This is a genomic window from Sphingomonas sp. BL-S-30 (assembly GCF_055521475.1).
In genome coordinates this window covers 682,410-706,767 of the sequence record NZ_CM145481.1, presented here as the reverse complement: position 1 = coordinate 706,767, position 24,358 = coordinate 682,410, and the positions used below count along the sequence as shown (strand labels likewise).

The 24,358-nt window shown below is 67.7% G+C and carries 23 protein-coding genes; 15 read left to right on the top strand and 8 right to left on the bottom strand.

Annotation, left to right across the window (positions count from 1 at the left end; translation table 11 throughout):
• Nucleotides 1–15: 15 nt before the first annotated feature.
• On the bottom strand, nucleotides 16–1,245 hold the full coding sequence (locus ACZ1I5_RS03085; RefSeq protein WP_465172274.1) for a TCR/Tet family MFS transporter: 1,230 nt from the start codon (nucleotides 1,243–1,245) through the stop codon (nucleotides 16–18).
• Between the two features lie 148 nt (nucleotides 1,246–1,393).
• Here ACZ1I5_RS03085 and ACZ1I5_RS03080 point away from each other — a divergent pair, with 148 nt between their 5' ends.
• From ACZ1I5_RS03080 to ACZ1I5_RS03050, 7 genes are all read left to right on the top strand, one after another.
• Complete coding sequence (locus ACZ1I5_RS03080) at nucleotides 1,394–1,783, top strand: hypothetical protein (RefSeq protein ID WP_465172273.1); 390 nt, start codon at nucleotides 1,394–1,396, stop codon at nucleotides 1,781–1,783.
• Between the two features lie 325 nt (nucleotides 1,784–2,108).
• Nucleotides 2,109–3,770, top strand: coding sequence for a YbaL family putative K(+) efflux transporter (gene ybaL / locus ACZ1I5_RS03075; protein ID WP_465172272.1), 1,662 nt, complete (start codon nucleotides 2,109–2,111; stop codon nucleotides 3,768–3,770).
• 308 nt (nucleotides 3,771–4,078) lie between these two features.
• A complete protein-coding gene (locus ACZ1I5_RS03070) occupies nucleotides 4,079–4,417 on the top strand; it encodes a P-II family nitrogen regulator (RefSeq protein WP_332718811.1) in 339 nt (112 codons plus the stop codon).
• Between the two features lie 97 nt (nucleotides 4,418–4,514).
• On the top strand, nucleotides 4,515–5,927 hold the full coding sequence (glnA, locus tag ACZ1I5_RS03065) for a type I glutamate--ammonia ligase (protein WP_465172271.1): 1,413 nt from the start codon (nucleotides 4,515–4,517) through the stop codon (nucleotides 5,925–5,927).
• 346 nt (nucleotides 5,928–6,273) lie between these two features.
• Nucleotides 6,274–6,624 carry a GreA/GreB family elongation factor gene (locus ACZ1I5_RS03060; protein ID WP_465172270.1) on the top strand — a complete coding sequence of 117 codons (351 nt, stop codon included), beginning with the start codon at nucleotides 6,274–6,276 and terminating at the stop codon, nucleotides 6,622–6,624.
• Nucleotides 6,621–7,460: a uroporphyrinogen-III synthase gene (locus tag ACZ1I5_RS03055; protein WP_465172269.1), complete on the top strand. Its 840-nt coding sequence runs from the start codon at nucleotides 6,621–6,623 to the stop codon at nucleotides 7,458–7,460. The genes ACZ1I5_RS03060 and ACZ1I5_RS03055 overlap by 4 nt, the downstream gene beginning before the upstream one ends.
• Nucleotides 7,461–7,536: 76 nt before the next feature.
• Complete coding sequence (locus tag ACZ1I5_RS03050) at nucleotides 7,537–9,405, top strand: AsmA family protein (RefSeq protein WP_465172268.1); 1,869 nt, start codon at nucleotides 7,537–7,539, stop codon at nucleotides 9,403–9,405.
• Between the two features lie 19 nt (nucleotides 9,406–9,424).
• On the opposite strand, the gene ACZ1I5_RS03045 is transcribed toward ACZ1I5_RS03050, so the two are convergent.
• Nucleotides 9,425–9,721, bottom strand: coding sequence for a hypothetical protein (locus ACZ1I5_RS03045; protein WP_465172267.1), 297 nt, complete (start codon nucleotides 9,719–9,721; stop codon nucleotides 9,425–9,427).
• A gap of 75 nt (nucleotides 9,722–9,796) precedes the next feature.
• Here ACZ1I5_RS03045 and ACZ1I5_RS03040 point away from each other — a divergent pair, with 75 nt between their 5' ends.
• A complete protein-coding gene (locus ACZ1I5_RS03040; RefSeq protein WP_465172266.1) occupies nucleotides 9,797–10,405 on the top strand; it encodes a flavodoxin family protein in 609 nt (202 codons plus the stop codon).
• Between the two features lie 27 nt (nucleotides 10,406–10,432).
• Here ACZ1I5_RS03040 and ACZ1I5_RS03035 read toward each other — a convergent pair whose 3' ends face one another.
• Complete coding sequence (locus ACZ1I5_RS03035; RefSeq protein ID WP_465172265.1) at nucleotides 10,433–11,407, bottom strand: quinone oxidoreductase family protein; 975 nt, start codon at nucleotides 11,405–11,407, stop codon at nucleotides 10,433–10,435.
• Nucleotides 11,408–11,527: 120 nt separating this feature from the next.
• On the opposite strand from ACZ1I5_RS03035, the gene ACZ1I5_RS03030 reads away from it, so the two are divergent.
• Together ACZ1I5_RS03030 and ACZ1I5_RS03025 are read left to right on the top strand one after the other, a co-directional pair.
• Nucleotides 11,528–12,952, top strand: a complete 1,425-nt coding sequence (locus ACZ1I5_RS03030; RefSeq protein WP_465172264.1) for an aldehyde dehydrogenase family protein — start codon at nucleotides 11,528–11,530, stop codon at nucleotides 12,950–12,952.
• A gap of 4 nt (nucleotides 12,953–12,956) precedes the next feature.
• A complete protein-coding gene (locus ACZ1I5_RS03025; RefSeq protein WP_465172263.1) occupies nucleotides 12,957–13,793 on the top strand; it encodes an ATP-grasp domain-containing protein in 837 nt (278 codons plus the stop codon).
• Here ACZ1I5_RS03025 and ACZ1I5_RS03020 read toward each other — a convergent pair.
• Entirely contained in the window at nucleotides 13,790–14,068 is a 279-nt protein-coding gene (locus ACZ1I5_RS03020) for a helix-turn-helix domain-containing protein (protein WP_465172262.1), read from the bottom strand. The two genes, ACZ1I5_RS03025 and ACZ1I5_RS03020, sit on opposite strands and share 4 nt — an antisense overlap.
• Before the next feature lie 72 nt (nucleotides 14,069–14,140).
• On the opposite strand from ACZ1I5_RS03020, the gene ACZ1I5_RS03015 reads away from it, so the two are divergent.
• Nucleotides 14,141–14,506, top strand: coding sequence for a VOC family protein (locus ACZ1I5_RS03015; RefSeq protein ID WP_465172261.1), 366 nt, complete (start codon nucleotides 14,141–14,143; stop codon nucleotides 14,504–14,506).
• Nucleotides 14,507–14,678: 172 nt separating this feature from the next.
• On the opposite strand, the gene ACZ1I5_RS03010 is transcribed toward ACZ1I5_RS03015, so the two are convergent.
• Both ACZ1I5_RS03010 and ACZ1I5_RS03005 read right to left on the bottom strand, forming a co-directional pair.
• Entirely contained in the window at nucleotides 14,679–18,740 is a 4,062-nt protein-coding gene (locus ACZ1I5_RS03010) for a translocation/assembly module TamB domain-containing protein (RefSeq protein WP_465173883.1), read from the bottom strand.
• Between the two features lie 92 nt (nucleotides 18,741–18,832).
• Nucleotides 18,833–20,815, bottom strand: a complete 1,983-nt coding sequence (locus ACZ1I5_RS03005) for an autotransporter assembly complex protein TamA (RefSeq protein ID WP_465172260.1) — start codon at nucleotides 20,813–20,815, stop codon at nucleotides 18,833–18,835.
• A 143-nt stretch (nucleotides 20,816–20,958) separates the two neighbouring features.
• On the opposite strand from ACZ1I5_RS03005, the gene ACZ1I5_RS03000 reads away from it, so the two are divergent.
• The gene (locus tag ACZ1I5_RS03000; RefSeq protein WP_465172259.1) at nucleotides 20,959–21,138 is read left to right on the top strand and encodes a hypothetical protein; all 180 of its coding nucleotides are present in this window, start codon (nucleotides 20,959–20,961) and stop codon (nucleotides 21,136–21,138) included.
• Between the two features lie 10 nt (nucleotides 21,139–21,148).
• Here ACZ1I5_RS03000 and ACZ1I5_RS02995 read toward each other — a convergent pair whose 3' ends face one another.
• Nucleotides 21,149–21,763, bottom strand: a complete 615-nt coding sequence (locus ACZ1I5_RS02995) for a S24 family peptidase (RefSeq protein ID WP_465172258.1) — start codon at nucleotides 21,761–21,763, stop codon at nucleotides 21,149–21,151.
• A 112-nt stretch (nucleotides 21,764–21,875) separates the two neighbouring features.
• On the opposite strand from ACZ1I5_RS02995, the gene ACZ1I5_RS02990 reads away from it, so the two are divergent.
• Both ACZ1I5_RS02990 and ACZ1I5_RS02985 read left to right on the top strand, forming a co-directional pair.
• Nucleotides 21,876–22,055, top strand: coding sequence for a hypothetical protein (locus ACZ1I5_RS02990; RefSeq protein ID WP_465172257.1), 180 nt, complete (start codon nucleotides 21,876–21,878; stop codon nucleotides 22,053–22,055).
• Nucleotides 22,052–22,363, top strand: coding sequence for a hypothetical protein (locus ACZ1I5_RS02985; protein WP_465172256.1), 312 nt, complete (start codon nucleotides 22,052–22,054; stop codon nucleotides 22,361–22,363). Before ACZ1I5_RS02990 ends, ACZ1I5_RS02985 begins: the two co-directional genes overlap by 4 nt.
• Nucleotides 22,364–22,365: 2 nt before the next feature.
• On the opposite strand, the gene ACZ1I5_RS02980 is transcribed toward ACZ1I5_RS02985, so the two are convergent.
• Nucleotides 22,366–23,229, bottom strand: a complete 864-nt coding sequence (locus ACZ1I5_RS02980) for a hypothetical protein (protein ID WP_465172255.1) — start codon at nucleotides 23,227–23,229, stop codon at nucleotides 22,366–22,368.
• A 123-nt stretch (nucleotides 23,230–23,352) separates the two neighbouring features.
• Here ACZ1I5_RS02980 and ACZ1I5_RS02975 point away from each other — a divergent pair, with 123 nt between their 5' ends.
• Complete coding sequence (locus ACZ1I5_RS02975) at nucleotides 23,353–24,354, top strand: DNA topoisomerase IB (RefSeq protein WP_465172254.1); 1,002 nt, start codon at nucleotides 23,353–23,355, stop codon at nucleotides 24,352–24,354.
• Nucleotides 24,355–24,358: the final 4 nt, after the last annotated feature.

Genomic DNA, 24,358 nt, shown 5'->3' with positions numbered 1-24,358 from the left:
GGACGTTGCCGCCCGCTACGCAGTCGGTTTTGCCGCGAAATGCCGCCGGATCGTCCAGGCCAGCAACAGCCATGCCGCGACGAGAAGTCCGCTCGCCAGCACGAACGGCGCACCGGGGAAATACACCCCCTTCGCATCGGCGAAATGGCCGAACACCGAGGTCATCACCAGCGGTCCGATGATCGCGGTCAGGCCGACCGTGCTGGCGACCGCACCCTGCAGCTCGCCCTGCGCATCCTCCTCGATCCGGCTGCTCATCATGCCTTGCATCGCGGGAAAGGCGATGCCGGTCAGGGCACCGATGACAATCGCGAGATAGATCATCCAGCCCGAGCCGGCGACGGCGAGCAGGAGATAGCTGGGCAGGCCGAAAGCGAGGCTGAAAAGGGCGCTGCGCCGCTCGCCGAAGCGCGCGATGGCGTGGCCGGTGACGAGCCCCTGCGCGATCGCGATGGTGATGCCGAAGGTCGCGATCGACAGGCCGATATCGAGCGGCGACCAGTTCAGCCGCGCGATCAGGAAATAGCCCCAGGTCGAGAGCTGCGATTGCGCGGCGAGCTGCATCAGGAAGATCGTCGCGAGGATGCCCAGCACGAAGGGATAGCGCGCCATGCGGATCAGCGTGCCGAACGGATTGGCGCGGGCGAGAGTGAAGGGGCGGCGCCGGTCGGCCGGCAACGTCTCGGTGAAGATGAAGAAACCGATCACTGCGCCGGACAGCGCCAGCACGCTCGCCGCGACGAACGGCAGGCGCAGGCCGATGGTGCCGAGCAACCCGCCGATCGCCGGGCCGAGCACGAAGCCCGAGGCCCCTGCCCCACCGAGCAGGCCGAACAGGCGGCCACGCTGTTCCGGCGGATAGATGTCGGCGATGCAGCTGTTCGCCGCCGCCCAGGTCGCGCCCATCACGCCCGAGATCAGCCGCCCGGCGAACAGCCAGGCGAGGGTCGGCGCCCAGGCCATCATCGCATAGTCCATGCCAAGCGCGACCAGGGTGCCGAGCAGCACAGGCCGGCGCCCGAACCGGTCGCTGAGCCCGCCGATCACCGGCGCGAACAGGAACTGCATCGCGGCATAGGCGAACAGCAGCTCGCCGCCGATCAGCGCCGCATGCGCGACATCGGCATGGCCGAGGCTCTCGACCAGCGACGGCAGGATCGGGATGATCAGCCCGATACCCGCCATGTCGATAAAGACGATGAACGCGATCAGCGGCAGCCGATTGTCGCTTCTGGAAATGGCCACCGATTCCCCCTCGCGCCGCCCCCGGCGCGCCGCCCTTATGCAGATTTCCGCGCGAAAGCCCATGCTCCGGATTCCCCAACCCCGAGGATCGATTATCGGCCTCGTCCGTTATCTCAGGGAGAATGCTACGCCACGGCTGGGAGAGAGGGTGCACATCACGAAGCTTGGACACATGAGGGACACGCTGCGGCTGTTCGCCGGTGCGGTATGGCTGACCGTTGCCACCACGCTTCTCTGCGCTCTTCTGCCGATCGGGCTGCCGCAAACCAGCGCGGTCGGATCCGCGTTCAACCCGTCGACCACCATCGTTGCACTGCGCAGCGTGGAGCCTTCTTCCCGGCTGACTCAGGCCGATGCGGTGCGGCCGAGGGACAGGGATATTCCCGCCGCCGATGCGCTGGTGATTCCGGCCGCCATCGCCTCTGTCGGTATCGTACCGAAACCGACGATCGCCCTTGATGGCGCGGTCGATCAATCGCCGTCGGTCTTTGCACCAAGCGGCGCCGCATACCCTCGGGGTCCGCCCTCCCGCGCCTAGGCGACCCGTGACGACATGGGCCGCCACCCGGTTCGTCGCGGCACTGACCAGCGCACGACGCTGCATGCCGCATCGGAAGGAAGCGCCCGGTGGAGCGGCCTCATCCGCCCCCTTGCGCTTTTCGACAAGGAATGAGTGATGACCCGACAAACCAAGCGGCCGCCCTGGTGGTTCGCCGCCGCCCTGTGGGCGGGAATTGCGGCAAGCGCGGCGATGATCGCCGCGGTCGCGAGCACCGCCCAATGACTCGACCGCCGGCGGGCGCTTCGTCCGCCGGCACCGGCCCGCCCGGCGCGTGCCGTTACCACCCCGTCAAGGAGACCCGATGCACCATACGCCCCTGATCGCCACCATCGTCGCCGCGCTGTTCACCGCCTTCGTCACCGGATCGATCGCGCACCGGCTGAAGGTGTCGCCGATCGCCGGATATCTGCTGGCCGGCGTCATCGTCGGGCCATTCACTCCCGGCTTCGTCGCTGATGGAGACCTGGCCAACGAGCTCGCCGAGATCGGCGTCATCCTGCTGATGTTCGGCGTCGGGCTGCATTTCTCGCTGCGCGACCTGCTGTCCGTCCGCAACATCGCGGTGCCGGGGGCGATCGTCCAGATCGCGGTGGCGACGCTGCTGGGCATCGGGCTGGCGCTGCTGCTCGGCTGGGGCCTGTTCGCCGGCTTCGTGTTCGGGCTGGCGCTGTCGGTGGCGAGCACCGTGGTGCTGCTGCGCGCGCTGCAATCGCGCAAGCTGGTCGAGACCGAGCGCGGCCGGATCGCGGTCGGCTGGCTGATCGTGGAGGACCTTGCCATGGTCCTGGCGCTGGTGCTGCTGCCGCCGCTCGCCAAGGTGATCAACGGCGCCGATGGCGGGGGCGCGTCGACGCTGATCGTGCCGATGCTGATCACCTTCGCCAAGGTCGCCGGGTTCATCGCGCTGATGCTGGTGGTCGGGCGCCGGATCATTCCCGCGGCGCTGCACTGGGTGGTGCATACCGGGTCGCGCGAGCTGTTCCGGCTCGCGGTGCTGGCGATCGCGCTCGGCGTCGCTTTCGGCGCAGCCTATGTGTTTGACGTATCCTTCGCGCTCGGCGCCTTCTTCGCCGGCATGATCCTGGGCGAGACTCAGCTCAGCCGTCAGGCGGCGGAGGAGACCCTGCCGCTGCGCGACGCGTTCGCGGTGCTGTTCTTCGTGTCGGTCGGCATGTTGTTCGATCCGTCGGTGGTGGTGCGGCAGCCGCTGCCGCTGCTTGCCACCGTGGGCATCATCGTGTTCGGCAAATCGATCGCGGCATATGCCATCGTCCGCGTCTTCGGCCATTCCAACCGGACCGCGCTGACGGTGGCGGCAAGCCTTGCACAGATCGGCGAATTCTCCTTCATTCTCGCCAGCCTCGGCACCAGCCTGCAGATCCTGCCCAAGGCAGCGAACGACCTGATCCTGGCGGGCGCGATCATCTCGATCTTCCTCAATCCGTTCATCTTTTCGCTGGTCGCCTCCCGGCTGCGCAAGGCCGAGGGCGAGCGCGACGACGCGCCGCAGCCCGCGCCGCGCAAGGGTCATGTCGTCCTGATCGGCTATGGCCGGGTCGGCCGGCTGATCGCCCGCGACCTGGCGCTGCGCGGGCGCGACACCATCGTGGTCGAGGACCAGGACGTGGCGGCGAAACGCGCCGAAGCCGATGGGGCGGTCGTCGTGCGCGGCAATGCCGTCGATGCCGAAACGCTGATGGCGGCGGGGATCGACAGTGCCGACAAACTGCTGATCGCGATTCCGGAAGGGTTCGAAGCGGGCGCGATCGTCGAGCGCGCGCGCACGCTCAATCCGGCGGTGCCGATCATCGCACGCGCGCATTCGGACGCGGAGGTGCAGCATCTGGAAAAGCTGAAGGTCGCGCATGTGGTGATGGGCGAGCGCGAAATCGCTTCACGGATGCTCGAGCTGGCGGGCCGGGCCGCCGCCGGGCAGGGCGTGCCGATACCCTCGGCGGCGTGACGGAGGAGGCAATGATCCTGACCCTGCCCGATCGCGGTCGAGCGGATTGAGCGGCAATTCGCTCTGCCCCCTTTTTGCACTGGCCTCTTGTCTGCCGACAACGCCGGACACTGCCGCAAAATAGGGCAGCCCCTGCCCGCCTGCACGGGCGTTAGGCATAGGTTGGCGCGCGAATCGCGCGTCGCGTCGCGGCGTTCCGCGCTCGCGCGGCTGGCACGCTTGTTGTAAGGGTTGCCGACAGGCATGGACGCCCGCTCAGTTTTTGGCGGCTCGGACTGGCCAACCACTTACCCCGGGGGCGTACCGACGTGAAGAAGATCGAGGCTATCATCAAGCCGTTCAAGCTGGACGAAGTGAAGGAGGCGCTGCACGAAGTCGGCGTATCCGGCATCACCGTCACCGAGGCCAAGGGCTTCGGGCGCCAGAAGGGGCATACCGAACTGTATCGCGGCGCGGAGTATGTCGTCGATTTCCTGCCCAAGGTGAAGCTCGAGGTCGTGGTCGAGGACGCGCTGGCCGACCGCGTGGTGGAGGCGATCGCCGCCGCCGCGCAGACCGGCCGCATCGGCGACGGCAAGATCTTCGTCATTCCGGTCGAAACCGCGCTCCGCATTCGTACGGGGGAGCGCAACGAAGACGCTATTTGACGCAACGCAGCATTTTGTGACAGCAGGGCCCTCCGGGGCAACATCATGATTCCCGATTCTATCGGGCAAACGACATTTCCAGAAAGGCTAGGGGCATATGGCGAATTCGGCGAACGACGTCCTGAAGATGATCAAGGAACAGGAGATCGAGTGGGTCGATCTGCGATTCACTGATCCCAAGGGCAAGTGGCAGCATCTGACGATGGTGTCGTCCGTCGTCGGCGAAGACGAGCTTACCGACGGCTTCATGTTCGACGGATCGTCGATCGCGGGCTGGAAGGTGATCAACGAGTCCGACATGATCCTGAAGCCGGATCTGGACGCGGTGTGGACCGATCCCTTCTCGGCGACGCCGATGCTGATCCTGGTGTGCGACATCGTCGAGCCTTCGACCGGCGAGCTCTATGCCCGCGACCCGCGCTCGACCGCGAAGCGCTCGGAAGCGTATCTCAAGACCACCGGCATCGGCGACACCATCTATATCGGCCCGGAAGCCGAGTTCTTCATGTTCGACAATGTGCAGTTCGAGACGAGCTACGCGACGAGCTATTACAAGATCGACGATATCGAGCTGCCGACCAACACCGGCCGCGACTATGAGGGCGGCAACCTCGGCCATCGTCCGCGCGCCAAGGGCGGTTATTTCCCCGTCGGCCCGGTCGACAGCGCCGTCGACATCCGCGGCGAGATGGTCTCGACCATGCTCGAAATGGGCCTGCCCTGCGACAAGCATCACCATGAGGTTGCCGCGGCCCAGCATGAGCTCGGCCTGACCTTCGGCACGCTGACGCTGACCGCCGACCGCATGCAGATCTACAAATATGTCTGCCACCAGGTCGCGCAGGCCTATGGCAAGACCGTCACCTTCATGCCGAAGCCGATCAAGGAAGATAACGGCTCGGGCATGCACACCCACCTTTCCATCTGGGAAGGCGGCAAGCCGCTGTTCGCGGGCAATGGCTATGCGGGCCTGAGCGACACCTGCCTGTATTTCATCGGCGGCATCATCAAGCATGCCAAGTCGCTGAACGCCTTCACCAACCCGTCGACCAACAGCTACAAGCGTCTGGTCCCGGGCTATGAAGCGCCGGTGCTGCTCGCTTATTCGGCACGCAACCGCTCGGCATCGTGCCGCATCCCGTACGGCACGGGCGCCAAGGCGAAGCGCGTCGAAGTGCGCTTCCCCGACGCGATGGCCAATCCGTATCTCTGCTACGCGGCGCTGCTGATGGCCGGCCTCGACGGCATCCAGAACCGCATCCACCCGGGCGAGGCGATGGACAAGAACCTGTACGACCTGCCGCCGGCAGAGCTCGCCCAGGTGCCGACCGTCTGCGCGTCGCTGCGCGAGGCGCTGGAGAATCTGGCGGCCGACAACGACTATCTGCTCAAGGGCGGCGTGTTCACCCCCGACCAGATCGAATCATACATCGAGCTGAAGATGGAAGACGTGGCGCGCTGGGAAATGACCCCGAGCCCGGTCGAGTACGACATGTATTATTCCTACTGATCGAATTCGTTTCGAGAGGGAGGGCGTCCGGAGCGATCCGGGCGCCCTTTTTCTATCGGGCGGCAATGTTTGACTTGCCCGGCCTCCCGGCCCATCCTGCCGCCATGCAGATCGCTGCGCATCACGACCGCTTTCGCGACCATTCGGGGCAACTCGCCGCACGCGGCTAGCCCGGGTTCCGCTCGGCTTCGCCGCCGGTGCCCGGGTGTCATCTCGCCATAGAAATTTCAGCGCTGCCGAACGGCGGCCCTTCAGCGGATGGACAATCGTGATTCCCCAACCTGCCATATCTGCCTGCGCGGCGCCTGTGCCGTGCCTAATCGACGCGGAATGCCGCCGTCTGGAAATGCTGGCGCTCGAGCGTCGGCATCTCAACCCCCTCGCCTCCTCGCTTCTGCTGGCCGAACTCGAGCGGGCCATTCTCTACCCGGCACGGGAGCTGCCGCCCGGGACCGTGACGATGAACGCCGAGCTGGACTATCTCGACGAGAGCAGCGATGTGCGCCGCACCGTCCGCCTGGTCTATCCCAATGAAGCGGATGTCGAGCGCGGGCGCATCTCCATCCTGACGCCCGTCGCGGCGGGATTGATCGGCCTGCGCGAAGGCGATCGCATCGTCTGGCCCGATCGACAGGGTCGGACACGCACCCTGCGCATCATGAAGGTCGCGCCGCGCGACGCCGAGCTTACCCCATGACTCTGTGGGTGACGCGGGCAGCGCCCGACAATCTCGCGACCGCCCGGCGCCTGAGAGCGATGGGCTATGGGTCGATCGTCGTGCCGGTGCTCCGCACCCGGGCGATCGAGCACGAGCCGGGGACAGGCCGGCCCGACGCGATCATGTTCACCAGCGCGCATGCCGTCCGCCACCACCGCCGGCCAGCGGTGAACGACACCGTCGCCGTCTTCGCTGCGTCGGAAGGAGTCGCCCGCGCCGCCTGTGCGGCCGGCTATGCGAACATCACCTCGACCGGCGACGATGCGGGGATATTGGCCGGGCTGCTCGCGCATGTCCTGCCGCCCGGCGGACGGCTGACCGAATTCTGCGCGCGCCGGACGTCACCGGGGTTCAGCCAACGCCTGTCCGGCAAGGGTTTCCGGGTCGACCATGTACCGGTGTACGACATGGAGCCGGTGGATCCCGCCGAACTCGGCGACACGCCCGTCCCGACCGGTGTCGGCGGAATCCTGGTCCATTCCTGCGGCGGGGCCCTGGCCGTGCGCCAGATCATCGAGCGGACCGGCTGGCGCGGGCCAATCTGGTGCATCTCACCGGCGAGCGCGCTGCTTCTGGACGGCCTGGACGGGATAACGCTGTCCTGGGCCGCCGCGCCGACCGAACGGGACCTGATGGCGCTGGTCGAAAGCGAAGCGCTGCCGACGCGGTGGCCGACGCAATCCGCGGCCGGCCGCGTGCTGCTGCGGCCGGTGCCGATCCGGTTCGGCGCGGGGCGGCGGCGAAGGCCTGGACCGGCCAATGATCCATGGCCGGCCGGCGGCCCGCAAGACGATGGGCCACCCCCTGCCGCATGAGCGGGCCACCGCCCGTCCCGGGGAATCGGGCGTCCGGCAAACGGAACGATCCGCCGGTCGGTTCGTCCTTCCCGCGATGACCATCCGCACTGTCCTCGCCGACCGGCGACTCCATCTCGCCGCCGGGGGCGTGATTGCGCTGCTCGTCGTGGCGCTGGTCGTGCTCGCGATGATGCCATGGGGAATGTTCAAATCGACCATCGAGTCGCGGCTGAGCGACAGTTTCGGGCGGAAGGTGACGATCGCCTCGGTCGAGCGGCTCGACGGTTTCTCGCTCTCGCCGACCGTCGCGATCCGGGGGTTGCGCATCCCGCAGGCGAGCTGGGCCGGGACGGGCGACCTGATCAAGGTCGACAGCGCGACGCTGCGCTTCCCGGTATTGCCGCTGCTGATCGGCCAGTTCCGCCCGGGCACGATCGACGTGAACGGTGCGCACCTCGTGCTCGTCCGCGACGCGCAGCGCCGCAAGAGCTGGAGCAAGCCCGACGACCCCGCGCAGGATGGCGGCGGCGGGGATGCGATTTCCCCGACCAGCCTGCGCATCGCGAACAGCAGCATCACCTATCGCGACGCCTTTCAGCAACGCACCTTCACCGCCGCGATCGCCGCCGATCCGCAGCACGGCGTGACGCTGGACGGCACCGGCGTGGTGCGCGGCGAGCCGGTGACGATCGCGGCGCGCGGCCCCGCGGTCGAGGGCGCCGAAGGTAAGCCCTGGCCGTTCCGTGCGACGATCCGCGGTGCCGCGCTCGACATGACGATCATCGGGGCGATGGATGCGCCGCTCGATCCGGGCGCGCTGAGCATGGATGTCACCGCCCGCGCCGACGATCTGAAATTCGTCGACTCGATCGTCGAGGCCGGCCTGTTCGGCACCCGCCCGGTCCGGCTCAAGGCCCATGCCCGGCGCGACGGGGCCATGTGGAAGGTCACCGGGCTGAGCGGACTGATCGGCCAGTCGGACATTGCGGGTCACGTCACCGTGCGCAAGGTCGACGGGCGGACCAAGCTGGACGGCGCTGTCTTCTCCAACCGGCTCGACTTCGACGATTTCGCGTCACGCGCGGGCGCCGCCGAAGCGGCGGCGAAGCGCCAGGCGATCGGGCCGCGGCTGGTGCCCGACACGCGGATCAACATCCGCAAGATCACCCGTACCGACGGCACCATCGCCTTCACCGCCCGGCAGCTGGTCAGCGCCAAGCCCTCGTCGCTGCGGGCGATGCGCGGCACCATCACGATCGACCATCAGCTGATGACCATTGCCCCGTTCGCGCTCGACCTGACTCGCGGCGCCATCACCGGATCGATGCGAGTCGATCAGCGCGGCGGGCGCAGGGAGCCGCTGGTGCGGATCGACCTGACGATGCGCGGCAGCAGCATCGCCACGCTCGCGGGCGGCGATGGCGAGGTCGACGGGCGCGTCGACGGCCGGGTGAAGCTGACCGGCACCGGCAGCACGATCCGCGAAGTGGTCGGCGCCTCGGACGGCACGATCGGACTGGTCGCGCGGGACGGCGTGCTGCCGGCGAAGATCGCCTCTTTCCTCGGTCTGGATCTTGGCCGCGGGCTGTTCACCGACAAGGACGCGCGGTCGACCCTGCGCTGCGCGATCGTCCGGCTCTCGGTCCGGCGCGGGGTCGGGACGACCGATCCGTTCCTGATCGACACGACTCGCAGCCAGGCGAACGGCACCGGCACGATCGGCTTCCCGTCCGAGCAGATGGCGATCCGCGTGACCGGCGCGCCCAAGGAGAAAAGCGTGCTGCGCCTGCCCGGATCGCTGACCATCGGCGGGTCGATCAAGGCGCCCGACATCGGGCTCGCGCCGGGCACCAAGTCGGTCGGCAATATCTTCAAGGCGATCGGCCGGTCGATCGCCGGAACGCAGGGGCCGCGGGCGACGGACGCGGACTGCGCGGGGCTGGCAGCGCGGACGCTGGGGTGATCGCTTCGCGACGAGCGCTCTACCCCCGGACCTTGCCGAAATGCCAGGCAAGATAGGCGCCGATTGCGAGCCAGCCGGCCGCTGCGGCGACCAGACCAGGCAGCAGGCCGGCGTCCGGCAGCCAGAGGATCATCAGCGCCACGCCGGCGAAGAGATTGGCCGAGCCCCACAGCATGTTCACCAGCGGCGGCGAATTGCCGATGCCGCGGGGTGTGGCGAAGGGCGTCGGGAAGGGATCGCCGCTCAGGCCGCTGGCGAGATGGGGAATGGCGTTGCAGAGCAGCGCGCCGGCGAGGAAGAGAAGCGCCAGGGTCATTTCGTCGCCTCGTCAAAGGGATAGGTTTCGATCGCTCCTCGTTTGCTGGTGAGCACCATCACGAGGAACCCGACCATGACGCTTAAAGCCATCGCCCTCAACTGCACGCTCAAGGCCGACGCCTCGAAGGAATCTTCCACTGACGCGATGATCGCGGTGCTGAAGGACGCGTTCGCCAGGGTGGATGTGGAGGTGACCGAGACGATTCGTGTCGCAGCGTTCGACATCAAGCCGGGCGTTACCTCCGATGAAGGCGATGGCGACGAATGGCCGGCGCTGCGCGAAAAGATCCTGGCGCATGACATATTGATCTTCGGCGGGCCGATCTGGATGGGCCAGGTCGGCAGCGTCGGCAAGCGCGTGCTCGAGCGGATGGATGCCTTCCTGAGCGAAACCGATGATCAGGGGCGGATGCCGAGCTACTCGAAGGTCGCGATCGCCGCGATCGTCGGCAATGAGGACGGGGCGCATATGTCGTCCTCGCAGATCTTTCAGTCGCTGAACGATGTGGGTTGGACGATCCCTGCGGTCGCCGCCTGTTACTGGGTTGGCGAGGCGATGGGGGATGTCGACTTCAAGGATCTGGAGAAGACGCCGGACAAAGTGCTGGAGACCGCGAAGATGGTGGCGGGGAATGCGGCGCATCTGGCCGGCTTGCTGAAGGGCGCACCGTATCCCGGATAGTTCAATCCTGCCCGGCACGGGCAGGAATTAAGGGATCAGCACCGTCGCCCCGCGCGTCTCGCCCGCCTCCAGCGCGCGGTGCGCCTCGGCGGCATCTTCCAGGGCGAAGGTCTGGCCGATCTCCGGCACGATCGCGCCGGCCGCCAGCATCTCGAACAGGCGGTCGGTGCCGGCCTGTTTCTCGGCATGGTCGAGATAATAGTCGAACAGGGTCGGACGCGTGACGAACAGCGAGCCTTTGGCCGCCAGCACGCCGAGCGCCACATCGGTGACGGCGCCCCCGGCATTGCCATAGCTGACGATCAGGCCGCGCTTCGCCGCGGCGGCCAGCGAGACCTGCCAGGTCGTCCTGCCGATGCCATCGAGCACCACCGGGACGCCCTTGCCACCGGTCAGCGCGCGGACCTCCTTCGCCACATCGACCTGCTTGTACAGCAGGATATGGTCGGCGCCCGCCGCACGCGCCTGCTCGGCCTTCTCCTCGGTACTGACCGTGCCGATCACCGTCGCCCCGATATACTTGAGCCAGCCGACCAGCAGATGGCCGACACCGCCCGCCGCGGCATGGACCAGCACGGTCTGGCCGGCCTGCACCTTGGCGCAGCGCTCGACCAGGAATTCCGCCGTGCATCCCTTGAGCAGCAGCGCCGCGGCGGTGCGATCGTCGACGCTGTCGGGCAGGATCATCACCTGGTCCGCCGGCAGGTTGCGTTCGGTCGCATAGGCACCCCGCGCCGGGCCGAAGGTACCGACCCGGTCGCCGACCGCGACTCCGTCGACGCCGGGGCCGACCGCCTCGATCACGCCTGCCGCTTCGCCGCCAAGGCCGGCCGGCAGCTCGGCGGGGTAGAGGCCGCTGCGGAAATAGGTGTCGATATAGTTCAGCCCGACCGCGGTGTTGCGCATGCGGACCTCACCGGGACCGGGATCGGGCAGGTCGATATCGACCCACTGAATCACCTCCGGACCACCGGTCCGCTCGATCCGTGCAACGCGCGCCATGTGTCGGTCTCCTGCTGGGATGAGGTGCACATAATCATCGCGTTTCAGGTTGCAACGTTTCGCGTTGCCCGCCATCTAGACCGCAACACCGTACCGCGAATTCAAAAATCGGAGGCGAGGATGAAGAGCTACCTCAACCAGTATATCGACGGCGCCTGGGTCGAGAGCGAGGGCGGCACGCGCCATGAGGTGATCGATCCGGCGACCGAGCAGCCCTGCACCGAGATCACGCTCGGCACCAGCGCCGATGTCGACAAGGCGGTCGCCGCGGCCCGCCGCGCGTTCGAGAGCTGGTCGCAGACCAGCGTCGAGGAACGCGCCGCGCTGCTCGGCCGGATCATCGAGGAATATAAGGCGCGCATCCCCGATCTCGCCGCCGCGATCAGCCAGGAAATGGGTGCGCCGATCGGCTTCGCCACCGCGGCGCAGGCACCGACCGGGCTTGGTCATTTCATGAACACACTGAAGGCGCTGAACGCGTTCCAGTTCGAGGAGCGCCTGGGCCGCGCCCGGGTGGTGCATGAGCCGCTGGGCGTCGTCGCGATGATCACGCCGTGGAACTGGCCGCTCAACCAGATCTGCGCGAAGGTCGCTCCCGCGCTCGCCGCCGGCGACACCATGGTACTGAAGCCGAGCGAGGAATCGCCCGCCTGCGCGATGATCCTCGCCGAGATACTGGAAAAGGCCGGCGTGCCGGCGGGCGTGTTCAACCTGGTCAATGGCGACGGGCCGGGTGTGGGCGCGGCGCTGTCGAGCCACAAGGACGTCGACATGGTGAGTTTCACCGGATCGACCCGCGCCGGCATCGCGGTGGCGCAGGCCGCCGCCGCGACCGTGAAGCGCGTGCATCAGGAACTGGGCGGCAAGGCGCCGAACCTGGTACTCGAGGGCGCCGATCTCGCCAGCGTGCTGCCGCCGACGGTGTCGGGCGTGCTCGCCAATTCGGGCCAGAGCTGCATCGCACCGACCCGCCTTCTGGTCCATGCCTCGCAGGTCGAGGACGCGACGCAGATCGTGAAGACGATGATGGAGGCGACTCAGGTAGGCGATCCATCCGTGATGGGCGCGCATATCGGCCCGGTGGTCAACAAGGCGCAATATGAGAAAATCCAGGGCCTGATCCAGTCAGCGATCGACGAAGGCGCGACGCTGGTCACCGGCGGCACCGGGCGGCCTGACGGGCGCAATGCGGGGTATTTCATCAAGCCGACCCTGTTCACCGGCGTCACGCCCGACATGCGCATCGCGCAGGAAGAGACGTTCGGGCCGGTTGCGACGATCACCTCCTATGAGACTCAGGACGAGGCGATCCGCCTTGCCAACGACACGCCCTATGGCCTGTCCGCCACCATCTCGGGCGATCCCGCCGCCGCGGCGAAGGTCGCGCCGCGGCTGCGCGCCGGACTCGTGACGATCAACTCCTGGTCGCCCGAGGGCAGCGGCCCGTTTGGCGGCTACAAGCAGTCGGGCAATGGCCGGGAGGGCGGGAAATATGGCCTGACCGACTTCATGGAAGTGAAGAGCATCGTGGGCGAACCCGCCTGACCCGATGACCCTGACCATCGATGTCCTGATGCCCGCCGCCGCCAGCGACTATGGCGCGGCGGCGGTGGCGATCCTCGACCAGTATCGTGCGGCCTTTGCGGCGCGCGACATGGCGCTTGCCACCCGGCCCTGGGACCAGGGACCGGGAGACGGCGACGTCACGCTGGCGCTGTTCGCCTGGGGCTATCATCTCGACGTCGCGCGCTGGGAGACGATCCTCGCCGCCTGGCCGGCGGAGCGGTTGCTGCTCAACGCCCCTGCCCTGCTCGCCTGGAACACGCGCAAGACCTATCTGCGCGAGCTCGCAGCGGCGGGCATTCCGATCGTACCGAGCTGGTTCGGCCGCGCCGACACGGCGAGCGTCGCGGCGGCGTTCGAACGGTTCGGCGCCGGGGAGCTGGTGGTGAAGCCGCAGGTTTCGGGCGGGAGCTACCGCACGGTGCGCGTCCGGCCGGGCGACGCAGTCGAGCCGCTCGACGATGCGATCGTGCAGCCATTCGTGTCGGCGGTTTCCGGTGAGGGCGAGCTTTCCTTCCTGTTCATCGGCGATGCCTTCAGCCATACCGTGCGCAAGGTGGCGAAACCGGGCGATTTCCGCATCCAGCCGCAATTCGGGGGGCAATTCAGCCGGTTCGAGCCCGAAGCGTCGCAACGGGCGCTGGCCGAAACCGTGATCGCGGCGCTGCCTGACGCACCGCTCTATGCCCGGGTCGACCTGTTGCGGCTCGCGGACGGCAGCCTGGCGCTGATGGAGCTGGAGGCGATCGAGCCCGACCTTTATCCGCATATGGCACCGGAGCTGCCCGGTCGCCTGGTGGACGCCGTGGCCACGCGGCTCTAACGCCGCCAGGGGCGAAGCGGCCGGTAGCTCGCCGCCTCATTTTCCAAGCGCCTTTCCACGTCGATCAGGCGGCGACGCTCAAGGTGCGCGACTGCTGCCTGGCAGGATCGGCGCGACAGGCCGGTACGCTCGGCGATGGTGGCGTAACTCAGCGCCTCCGGGCTGCTCGCCTCGATCAGCAGATAGACGAGAAAGGCCGATGGCCGGCGGTCATGGCCGACCAGGTCGCCCATCAGCGTGTCGATCACATAGGAGTCGAGCGATATGGCATTCATTGCCATGGCAATGCCTGCACCCCTCCCCGGCCGCAAGCCCCATGTCTAGGCTGGCACCCAAAGGAGACGGCGATGATCAAGATGATGAAGTTCGTGAGCATCCCGACGACGGACCAGGACCGCGCGCTCGCTTTCTGGACGACGAAGATGGGGTTCCGCGTCGTGACCGACCAGCCGATGGGCGAGACTCAGCGCTGGATCGAGCTGGGCATTCCCGGCGCGGAGACCAGTGTGGTGCTGTTCACGCCCGAGGGGCATGAGGATCGGATCGGCAGCTTCTTCAACGGCTCCTTCGCGTGCGACGACGTCGATTACAGCTATCGCCAGTTGAGCGAGCGCGGGGTGGAATTCGATGGCCCGCCGGAGAAACAGCCCTGGGGGACCTTCGCGCGCTTCCGCGATCCCGATGGCAACCAGTTCATCATGTCGAGCCGGTAGATTTGCTTCGACGAATGCATGCTGAATTACACGCTTCCCAATCCAGATCGTCATGCCGGACCTGTTCCGGCATCCATGGCTCCGCAAGCGCCGCAGCGGTGGGGTTTGCGGATCGATGGACCCGGACAAGTCCGGCGTGACGGATGAGGGACGCGCAGCTTACCTAAAAAACTCAATAATCCTTCGACACCCGGAGGTTCGCGCTCTGGCGGCCGAGGGTGGAGATGCTCGACAGGATCGACAGCCAGCGGGTGACCTGGAATTCGACCTGGGTCGCGGAATAGCCGGCGCCGTCCGTGATGATCTCGGCGAAAAGCCGGCGGGTGATATATTTACCTGCGGCGACCGAGGTGCCCGCGCCGGTCTGCGGATCGGCGGGCAGGATGCGCAGCCGGTCGAGGCCCGCCGCGCGGCGCACCGCGTTGATCGGGTTGAGCCCGCCGCTGCCATCGCGCAGCGCCGCGACCGCCGCCGCGAGCTGAAGCGCCTCGGGCGCCGAGAGATTGGTGATCGAGGTGCCGAACAGCAACCGCGAGAGCAGTTCGTCTTCCGGCAGCGCGGGTGTGCTGGTGAAGCTGATCTCCGGCTTCTGCGCGAAGCCGGTGACCCGGATCGTCGCGCTCAGCCCGGTCGAATCCGCATTGGCCGCGATATCGAGCGACGGGTTGGCCGGCACCTCGCCCGCGAAGCGGATACGGCCGCGCACCAGCTCGAACTGCCGGCCGGCGAATTCGTAATCGCCGCGGATCAGGTCCGCCTCGCCGGTGATGGCGGGGTTTTCGGGCGCGCCGCCAATCTGGAGGTCCGCCGACCATTCGCTGCTGAGTCCCAGACCGCTGACGGTCAATTCGGTGGGCGCGTGCGCCTTGATTGCCAGCCGCCACGGCTTGCGCGGAACATCGTCCTCCTCGCCGCCGCCGGGCAGGTTGATCTCGCGGATGTTGAGCTGCGGCACCGCGCTCGCCGCGGTCGCCTGGCCGAGCCGGTAGCGGCTCTTGTTGAGCAGCAGGTCGCCGCCGATCACCCCGCCCTGGCCGTCCGACTTGATCGTCAGCGGCCCGGTGACGGTCGCGCCGATATCGTCGCGGTTGATCATCACCGCATTCTCCGCGCGAATCGCGAGGTCGATGCCGAAGCCGTTGGCGGCGGCAAGATCGAAGCTGCCGGTGCCGGTGACGCGCCCGCCCTTGCCCGCGTCCGCCGCGAACCTGTCGATCACCAGGCGCGACCCGCCGAAGCGCCCGGTGGCCTCGACATTGGTGAGCAGGGTGCCGGTCACGCCGCTTTCGATCCGCGCATTCTTCGCCTGGACCACGCCGCGGATCTGCGGATCATTGACCTTGCCGCCAAGATCGGCCCCGATCGCGATCGGGCCGGTCAGGTCGAACAGCTCGATGCCGGTCAGCCGCCACAGCGTATCGGCTGGGCCGTCATAGCGAAGCTGCGCGAACAGCGCGGCGTTGGCCAGCTGGGTCGGCAGATCGCCCGAACCCGACAGGGTGAGCTGTGCCTGGGCGCGGCCGACCATCTTGCCGCCGCTTTTCGCCACGGCGCGCGCCGCTGCCTTGCCCGGCTGGAGGATGCCGGCAATGCCGACATCGACCGGCTGCGATGAGAGGATCAGTCCCGACCGGGTCAACCCGCGCACCGTCATGTCGACCCGTCCGGTCGGCGCCGCCCCGCGGCTTTGCGTGAAGGACAGCTTGCCCGAGGCAGTGCCGCCCAGCCCGAGGCCCGGATAGCCGATGTCGAGGATCGACAGCGGCATGCGCGACAGTGTCGCGTCGACCGAACTCGATGCGCCGGTGAACCGCCCCGCGACTTCCGCCTCGCCGCCGGCAAAACTCAATCTGGCGGGCGCGAGCCGCCAGCCATCGCCGTCGCGCGTGAACACCGCCGGCGTCACCAGCTTGATCGGCCGGCGATCGAGCGTGCCCTGCGCCGTCAGGGTGAAACTGTCGGGCGTCACCTCGGTCACGGTCTGGATATCGAAGGCGCGCCCACGCGAGCCGGAGATCGAGGCGCGGATCTGGCCGCGCCCGCCGCGCAGGGAGATGTTGGCCGCGACCCGCCCGAGCGACAGCGTGCCGCGCCGGAGGCCGGCGCCGGTCGCCGTCGCTTCGATCGACGTCCCCGCCGGATCGAGCAGCATCACCGCATCGATCCGACCGCGTCGCAAGGTGACGTTGTTGGCGAACGTGGCCGCGGCGATGTCGAGATGCGCTTCGATGCGCTGGATGCTGCCGACGGGACGGAACAGCAATTCGCCCGACAGACCACCACCCGCAATGGCCAGTCGCCCGTCGAAACCGCCATCGACGATCGCCAGGGTTCCGGTCGCCTTGCTGCCGCTGACGTTCAGTTCGTCGATCTGGATCGATCCACCACCACCCGGCGGCAACAGGATCTCGCCCTTGCCGTCGAACGGCCCGAGCCGCGATCCGCCCCGCGCGGTGAACGCAAAGCCTCGCGCGGTCGGATCGAGATGCGCCACGACGCCGGCCAGGCCCAGCGTGTCGTTGGGCCGTTCGAACACCAGGTCGAGCGTCGGCCGTTCGATCTTGCCGTCGAGTTTCAGGGTCAGCGGGCCATAGGTCGCCTGAGTCCCGCGCCCCTCGAAGTGGAAGGTGCCGTCGCGACGGCGAATGCCGTTGCCGGCCAGTCGCAGCGAGGGCGAGGTCAGCACCAGATTGTTGAGATGGAGGATGCCGTCAGGCGTGCGCTCGAGCCCGGTGACGAGCTTCGGCAGGCCGCCGGTGAGCGAGCGGAAGAAAGCGTTGTCGAGCCGCACCATCTGCGCCGTGCCGGTGCCGATCACCCGTGTACCGTGGCCGCCGGGGCCGGGCACCACGCGCAGGGTCGATTTGACGTCGACGATGCCGAGACCGGGGATGAGGTAGCGCCCGAGCATACCGTTGATCCCGACCTCGAACTTGCCGGTCGCCAGGTCGAGGATCAGGTTGATCCGCCCGGTCAGCTTGTCCGATTTCACGCGGAGATCGTCCCCAATGACGAACTTGCTGGTGACGCGCAGCACGCCGTCCAGGCTGAGATTGCGCAGGATGCCGCCGGCCACGTCGCCGACACCGGTCACCCGCGCGGCGGTGAAACGGATCGGCACCTTGATCGGCTGTTTCGAGAAATTGCCGGCGCCGCCGGCGCGCGCGACCTCGAACCCGGTCTGGTCGAAGGCGAAGCGGTCCGCGGTCAGGCGATAGTCGAAATGCGCGGTGGCAAAGACGCCGTCGAGGATTGCGCGCAGCTCGATCCCGCGGCCGCTCATATTGGGGAACAGCGCCTTTGGCTGGAGCAGCCGGGCATGGATCCGCAGGTTGCGGTACGCGCCCTGCCCCAGATCCACCGTGCCGACCGTGTCGACCGCCATGGCCGCCGACCGGAGGTTGAGACTGCCCTCCAGCCGCCGCTCGGCGAGGGTTGCCGCGCCGTTGACGATCACGCGCGGTGTCGTCAGCCGCTGCAGCTTCCCTTTGGAGAGCGGCGCCGGGTTGAGGGTGCCGGTCAGCGCATAGGTGCCCGAACGATTGGTCAGCGCGAGATCGATCAGCCGCACATCGCCGACATCGGCGCGCGCCATGCCCTTCCACACGGTCCAGGTGCCGTCGCCCGATACGTCCATCGCGATCGGGCGGGCAAAACCGGCGAGCTTCGCCAGCACGCCGGTCGCGCTGCCGCGCGCATGGATGTCCGCGTCGAACTTGTTGCGATCCGGCTCGGCATCGAGCTTCAGTGTCAGCGTGTCGCTGCCCTCGACCATCGCGTTCAGATCGACCAGCGCACGGCCGGCATGGATTTCCGCCCGTCCGGCCAGCCGGCCAATCCGCGCCACGCCGGTGATCTTCGGTGAGACCGCCAGCCGGTCGACGCGCAACTCGCCGATCCGGATATCGAAGGAGGGCAGCAACGGCCCGGCCTTGCCGGTGCGGATCGTCTGGGGAAGCTTGGCCAGGGTCGCGCGGGGGATGACCAGACTGCGAATATGCAGGCGGTTGTCGAGCCAGGCGAAGGGGACCCAGCGCAGTTCGGCGCGCGGCGCGTAGAAGATCAGGCCCTTGGGATCGGAGATGCGGACGTCGATCAGCCGCGCCTTGGAGAAGAGCGATCCCTCGATCCGCCCGACGCTGTAGCGCAGCCCGTTGGAGGGCCGCAGCGCCGCGATCCGGTCCGCCACCCAGCGATGGCCAATGGCGGTATCGAGCACCGCCAGCCCGACCATCAGCAAGGCAACGATGCCCAGCAGGCCGCCCACCAGCCAGCGCCACCAGCGGCGGCGCGCCTTAACGGCAGCCGGGGGTGCCGTTTCTTCGGTCAAAAGGCCTGTCCCAGCGAGACATAGACCGCGACGCGTGAATCCCCGCGCTGGGGGTTGATCGGCGTGCCGACATCGATGCGGATCGGCCCGAAGCTTGAATAATAGCGCACGCCGATGCCGGTGCCGAAGCGGAACTGCGTGAATTTGGGCAGAGGTGAGGTGTAGATGTTGCCGCCATCGAGGAACGGCACCACGCCGAAATTGCCGAACGCCTTGACCCGCGCCTCGAGGCCGAATTCGGTCAGGCTGCGTCCGCCGATCGGCGCATTGTTCGGATCGCGCGGCCCGATGCTCTGATACCCATAGCCGCGGACCGAGGCGCCGCCGCCGGCATAGAAACGCCGCGACGGCGCGATCGCGTCGCGCGGCGCGCCGGCAATCGTGCCCAGCCGGATGCGCCCGGCCATCACCACCCGGTCGCTGACCGACTGATAGGCGCTCGCGTCGATTTGCATCCGGGCATAGCCGAAGGCCGATCCCTCGAGCGAAATCTCGGGCGAGAATCGTCCCCCCAGCCGGAACCCCCGGGTCGGATTGAGCAGGTCGTCCGATCCGTCATAGATGAGCGTGGTGGGCAGCGCGCCGATGAAGAAGGTGCGGCGGCGCGGCGCGCCGGTCGACAGGATCACGTCGCGCTCGTCCGACGCGGCCAGCTCGGCGCCGAGCGACCAGGTCCATTTCTTCTGGAAGAAGATGTTGGTCTGCTTCTCCAGGCTGCCCGATATCGAAAAGGTCTTCGCCTGATAGGCGTCGCGCGTCAGGTTGGAGGCGACGATCTGGCCGGTCAGAACCCGATCACGCGCATGAAAGTTGCTGCGGCGGAATACGACGCTGGCGAGCTGTTCCTTGGTGCCGAGCACGCCGCGCAGGGTCAGCGCGCCCTCGGGAGGAAACAGGTTGCGATGAGTCCAGCTCGCCTCGGCGCGTACGCCTTCACCGGTGCCATAACCGATCTCGCCGGCGATGGTGTGCGGCGGCGCGGGCGCGAGCCCGACATTGATGTCGACGACCTGGGGGTCGGCGCTCTGCACCGGCTTGATGTCGACGGTGGACACCAGGCTGGTCTGGATCAGTGCGCGACGCAGATCTTCAAGCGCCGCGGCATTATAGGGTTCGCCGGGCGCGAAGCGGGCGATCTCCAGAATGTGCTTTGCGTCGAACACCTTGTTATCGGCTGCGGTCGTGATGGTACCGAAGCGCTTCTGCCCGCCTGGGTCGACTGTCATCGCCAGAGTCGCGGTGTGAGTCGCATGGTCGACGACGATCTCGGGCTCGCCCATCTCAGCAAAGGGAAAGCCCTGCTGGCCGATCGCGGTGCGCAACTGCGCCTCGCCCGCCGCAATTCTGTCGGCGTTGACCGCATCGTCGGCCTTCACGCCAAAGGCATCGCGCAGCCCCGGTTCCTTGTCGCCGGCGGCGGCGACGCCGGCAAGGGTAACGCCCTCGAACTTGTAGATCACGCCCGGCTCGGCATCGAGCACTACGACTGGCCGGCCCGCGGCCCGCTCGATCCGGGTGGAGACCCGCGCGTCATAATAGCCCTCTGCGCGGAGCAGTCCCACCAGCAGCGTGGAATCCTCGCGCGCGCGCCGGTCGAGCTGCGCGGCATTGGCCGGATCGCCCTCATGCGCCTTCAACGTGGAGAGCCCGAGGAAGCGCAGGTGGAGCAACGGACTGGCTACCGCGTCGATGCCTTCGATGCGGTAGCTGTAGCGCGATTCCCCGGTCATCTCGGCCTGGGCGGCCGCGGCCGGATCGACCGGCTCGGGCGGGGCCGCATCGAGATCGGGCCAGTCGACACCGAGACCCGGCATGGGTGCAAGCGGCGATTGCGGATCGAGCGCGGAGGGCTGCTGCGGCAGCGTCTGGGAAGCGGTCGCCGCGCCGCCATCCTGCGCATGAACGCCGGGCGCGGTGCAGACAAAAAGACCAGCGGCGGCACACAACACCGTGCCACGCGCCCTTACGGGTAACCACATGCCCCAGTCCTAGCGGGTCAAATCCCCCAGCGACAGTGGCTTGGCGCTCAACCTCCCCGAGCGGTGCCGATCACGCGTCGGCGGTGGCCCGATCCCATGGCCGGACGCTGGCGTCTTGCGGCGGGACATGGCAGAGGCGGGCCATGGCCAGCAAACCACCCACCCGCACCCCGCTTGCCGGCGGCGCCCTGATCGCGCTGGGCGCCCTGGGCGGCGCCGTGATCGGCCAGTTGCTGTACGCGCCGATCCCCGGGCTGCTGATCGGCACCGGGCTTGGCATCGCCGTCTCGATCGCGATGTGGCTGTTGAACCTGCAGCGCTAGCCCGCCGGGATTACCGCAGCGCGCGCGACAGCCAGACGACCCGGCCGAGCACCTCAACCTCGCCAGGTGCCCGTGACGGAATCGGCGGGAAATCCGCATTGTCGCTGGTGATGGCAATCTGCTCCCCGGCCCTGGCCAGCCGTTTCACCATCAGCGCGCCGTCCATGCGGACGACGAAGATACCGCCCTTCGCCACGACCTTCCGATCGCGTTCGTCGATCAGCATCCGATCGCCGTCCTCGATCGTCGGCGACATCGAGTCACCCTGGGCGCGCAGCACCGCGCTCTCCTCCTCGCGCACGCCGAGCGATGCCAGCAGACGCGGGTCGAACAGCTCGCCGCCCAGCAACCGGTCGTCCTCGGCCAGCCCGCCCGGCCCCGCCGAGGCCGCCACGTCGAGCCGCCGGACCTGCGCGACCGACGGGATGGCGGGCGTTTCCGGCCCGCCCAGCACCGCCTCGTCGACGCGGAAATAGCCGGCGAGTAGCTTGCGGTCGCGCTCCGCCAGCAAGCGCGGCGTACCACGCTTCACATATTGCTGGAGATAGGCCGGGTTGCGATGGAGCATGCGCGACAGTGCGGCATAGCTTTCCCCGCTCGCCTCGACGAGGCGGTCCAGAGCCATGCGAGGATCAGACGCCTCCATTCCCGTTCCAATAGCATAGGAAAATTCCTAGACAAGTTGGAAATTACGGAACAGACCGGGAACACAACCAAGAGACTCGGGAAGGGCTGTGATGTCGGTGCTGGCAAGAATCAATCGCTATCTGAAGAGGACGGGCATGCCGCCGACGCGGTTCGGGCGGCTCGCCATCAACGACCCGCGGCTGGTCGGCGACATGCGCAACGGACGGGAACCCGGGCCACGCGTGATCGCGCGGATCGAGGCGTTCCTCGCGCAGGGCCGCGAACGATGAGCCGCGGCCCCGATGCAGTCACGCTGCTCGTCCGAAGTCTGGAGGCCGATTCGCTGCGCGCCGGTTGTCCGGTGCGCATGACCGAGTCGGGCTGGACGCGCTGGGCCAGCGCCACCTTCAGCGGCGCGCGCCATGAACTGGGGCTCGAAGCGCCCGCTTCGGCCGCCCTCGATGCATGGCTCGAGGCGTTGCCCGAGGCGGATCTGCCGCTGCGCGGCCATCTGGTCGCGGATATCGTGGTGGCCGGCATATCCCGTGCCGACGGCATGGCGACGATCGCGATCGAAGCGCTGACCGTGGAAGAATAAAGTCAGCCGCGGCTGCCGAGACGCCGCAGCGAACCCAAAGCCAGATCCAGCGAATCCCTATCATAGGGCAACGTCCGCGACGGCGGCGGTGCTATCGTCTCGCGCCCGCCGAAACTGTGCTCGAGCCGATCGAGCAGCGCATGGATGCTGGCCGACGGATCCTTCTCGACCAGCGCCGAGGCAAAGGGCCGGGCGGGTGCGAAGGGCCGGTCGCGACCGCGCGGTACCGGGCGGAACGGGTTCCTGGCGCGGAAAAACCCTGCCGGCTCGAACGTCGCGGCGCGAACGGGCGGCGTCAGGTCGGCGGTCGCGACGCGCAGGCCGGGATCGAACGGCTGCCGGTCGACCGGCTTCGCCGGAATGGCGCCCGGATCATAGGCGGCCAGCGGCAGGTCGAGATCGGCGGGCAGAGCGCGTTCGAAGACCGCTTCCTTCACCGGCACCCCGTCGACTGCGGCAGCGGCAATCACGTCCGCCCTGGCACGGACCGGGCGATGCGCGCGCACCTCGAGAAAGGGTGTGCCCAGCTCGCGACTGGCCGACAGCGGCCGCCGCGCCGGCGCGTCCGGATGGGCATCGGCCCGGCGTAGCACTGGCGGCGCGTCGTCGCCGGCCGATTTTTCCACGACGATCGCACGGTCGCCCAGCAGGAACAGGCCGAACCAGATGATCAGCGCGACGCCGGCCATCAGGATCAGCACCGCGCCGGCCGGGCTCGCGCCGGCGAGGCCGCCATCGATCATGCCGGGGTCGATGAGGCGCGTCGGGACAAGCGCGAAGACAAGTGCGACGCCGCCGCCGATCACCGCCGCGGCGAGCGGCGCGACCGGGAGGTTCAGCTGTTGGCGGCGCACGGTATCGACCATCTGTACGGGATGGCATGCTTTTATGAGTTTTTGGTTAACGCCGGCGTAACGTCCGGCATCGCCGGCCTGTTGCGCCGGTAACTCCCGGTGGAACCTCACCCCCGTCCCGCGCATTCCGGCCCTATGGCCAAGATCAGTTATTGCGACGACAGCGAGCCCGGCATCACCCGGAAGAAGATGCGGCATGGCTGGGGTTATTTCGATCCCGAGGGCAACCGCATCACTGACCGCGACGAAATCGACCGGCTGAACGCGGTCGGCCTGCCCCCGGCCTATCGCGACGCCTGGTATTGCCCGAAACCCAATGGCCATATCCAGGCGATCGGCTGGGACGAGAAGGGCCGCAAGCAATATCGCTATCACCCGGAATTCCGCGAGGCCCAGGAATCCGCCAAATATGAGCTGTGCGCGCCGTTCGGCCGCGCCCTGCCGAAACTGCGGGCACGAGTCGAGGCGGACCTGAAGCGGCGCGGACTCGACAAGGAAACGGCGGTGGCTGCCATCGTCCGCCTGCTCGATCTCGGCCATGTCCGGATCGGCAATGAAGGCTATGTGAAGGCGAACAAGAGCTTCGGCGCGACCACGCTCCGGAAGCGCCACGCCAATCTGCGCGGCAAGACGCTGAAGCTGCAGTACAAGGCCAAGTCGGGCAAGCTGCGCGTGCTGACCATCACCGACGGCTCGCTCAGCCGATTCGTCAGGAAGTGCCAGGACTTGCCGGGCCAGCATCTGTTCCGCTGGATCGACGCCGCCGGCGAGGCGCATCCGGTCACCTCGTCGGACGTCAACGCCTATATCCGCGAGGCGATGGGCGAGGATTATTCGGCCAAGCATTTCCGCACCTGGGGCGCGAGCGTGCTCGCGTTCGAGACACTGGCCGGGGCCGGCCACGACATCAGCCTGAAGACGATGCTGGAGCCGGTCACCGAGGCACTGGGCAACACGCCCGCCATCGCGCGCAAATCCTATGTCCACCCCGCGCTGCTCGCCGCGGTGAAGGACGGGCAGGCAGCGCTTCGCGAGACGCCCCTGCCGCGATCGACTCAATATCTGTCGCGCGCCGAGCGCGGGCTGATCGATTTCCTCGAAAACCCTGGTGCCGCGACGCCCGCCAAGGCAGCATGATTTC